The organism is Bradyrhizobium macuxiense (assembly GCF_007993935.1).
Classification (GTDB): Bacteria; Pseudomonadota; Alphaproteobacteria; order Rhizobiales; family Xanthobacteraceae; genus Bradyrhizobium; species Bradyrhizobium macuxiense_A.
In genome coordinates this window covers 1-1,867 of record NZ_VITY01000041.1, presented here as the reverse complement: position 1 = coordinate 1,867, position 1,867 = coordinate 1, and the positions used below count along the sequence as shown (strand labels likewise).

Below are 1,867 nucleotides of genomic sequence, written 5' to 3'. Positions count from 1 at the left end.
TCGAGCCGCTGGCCTTCCGGCACGCCCTCCCTAATGCGCCAAAGGCCAGCGGCTTGGGCAGCCGAACTGGCAATAACGCCGTCGACTAGTTCGCCACTCTCAAGACCCGCCTCGAAAGTCGATAGCAAGCGCCCTTCGAGCAATGCATGTTGGACTGGATCGGAGATCTCGACCAGCAGATACCAATCGTAGCGCGTGGAGAAGGGGTCTCTGATGTTTCTATTATGTTTAATAGCAACATCAACACAGCGACGCTCCATGAGTTCTACTGTCGTGATGCTTCCACCGAGCATGGACTTAGCACGCCGCAGCCATGCCACTGCTGTATCCGGTGACGCCGTCGCAAGGAAGGCCGTGGCCGATGCAGTCGGCAGCGGCACTAGCTTGAGCGTGGCGGCTGTGATGATGCCAAGCGTCCCCTCGGCGCCAATAAATATCTGCTTGAGGTCGTAGCCAGCATTGTCCTTACGCAGGCCGCGCAGCCCATTCCAGATCTGCCCGTCTGGAAGAACCACTTCGAGACCGACGACAAGCGCGCGCGCGGTGCCATAGCGCAAGGCTTGGACGCCACCGGCATTGGTTGAAAGATTGCCGCCAATCTGGCAGCTACCTTCGGCACCAAGGCTCAGCGGGAACAGGCGTCCATGCTCCCTCGCCGTCTCCTGGACGACTTGCAACACGACACCCGCGTCAACGGTGATAGTGTCGTTGTCGAGATCGATTTCGCGAATCCTGTTCATCCGCTGCGTGGAAATAACGATTTCAGAATCGTTACCGTGAGGTTGGCTGGCACCCGTCAGGCCTGTGTTACCTCCCTGGGGTACGATCGGTGTGTTAGTGCGGGCGCAGATGGACACAACAGCCGACAGCTGTTCCGTATTGGCGGGCATGACGACGAGAGGCACGCGTCCTTCCCAATTGTCGCGCCACGCAGTCATCAGAGGTTGCATCGCGATGCGATCGGTGACCACGCCACAGTCACCTACAATCGCGCGAATTGGCTCCAGAACCTGGCGCTCGAAGCGCTCCGGATTGGAGATTAGATTGACCGCTCTGTCGCATACCAAGGAAGGAATATTGCCTACCATCGTCCTGCAGCCCTTCTCATTCAGCGACCATGATCCTGAACGGCCTATCTGCAGACGCAGGCCGAGACAGGGCACGATGATAGCAGCCAGACCATCAACGGTATCTATTCATCCCAAAGACGTCGGCGACGGGAACCCCGAACACGCTAATATCAGCTATAACCCCTTGCTCGAGGGGAATCGGCAGGCAACACTGCCCTAGGCGACTTCAGAGCGGTACCATCCAGATTGCGAGTAGTTCCGCGAAGTACGTCAAGCGGGACGTGTCTCTCTACTTCCTTTTCGATGATGCGGATCATCGCACGCACAAGTGGCGTCACTGGTTTATTGCTAGGTGTTGCGATCACCAGCAGCGCGCGCATGGCCGACGAAGCAAACGGCCGCGCGCGGAGCTTGCCGTCCTTGACCTCGCGGTGTACCGCACCGAACGGCAGAACCGTAGTGCCGACGCCACGCTCAACCAACTGCTTAAGTGCCGCTACGCAGTCCACTTCTGTTACCACGCGGGGGCGAACGCCTTCGGCCGCGCAGGCAGAGTCCAACACGCGTCGCAACCCATTCTCCTGACCAGGGAGAACGCATTCTCGCCCCGCCAGATCGGCCAGCATCACCGGTTTGTCGTCCTGGACTCCATTTTCGGATGGCCGCTCGATTAGGAACAGATCCTCGAGCAACAGCGGGGTCGCAATCAGGCTCGGGCTACTCCGCGCATCATAGAGCACAGCAACGTCGATACGCTGGGCTTCCGTCCATTCGAGCAGATTGGCACTGAACGCTTC

The 1,867-nt window shown here is 58.9% G+C and carries 2 protein-coding genes; both read right to left on the bottom strand.

Annotation, left to right across the window (positions count from 1 at the left end; genetic code table 11):
* Window positions 1–1,088, bottom strand: a 1,088-nt coding sequence (locus FBZ93_RS40355; protein ID WP_146993225.1) for an FAD-binding oxidoreductase, incomplete at its 3' end; no start/stop codon positions are given.
* 152 nt (window positions 1,089–1,240) lie between these two features.
* The coding region (locus tag FBZ93_RS40350) for a LysR substrate-binding domain-containing protein (RefSeq protein WP_246667869.1) at window positions 1,241–1,867 on the bottom strand (627 nt) is incomplete at its 5' end.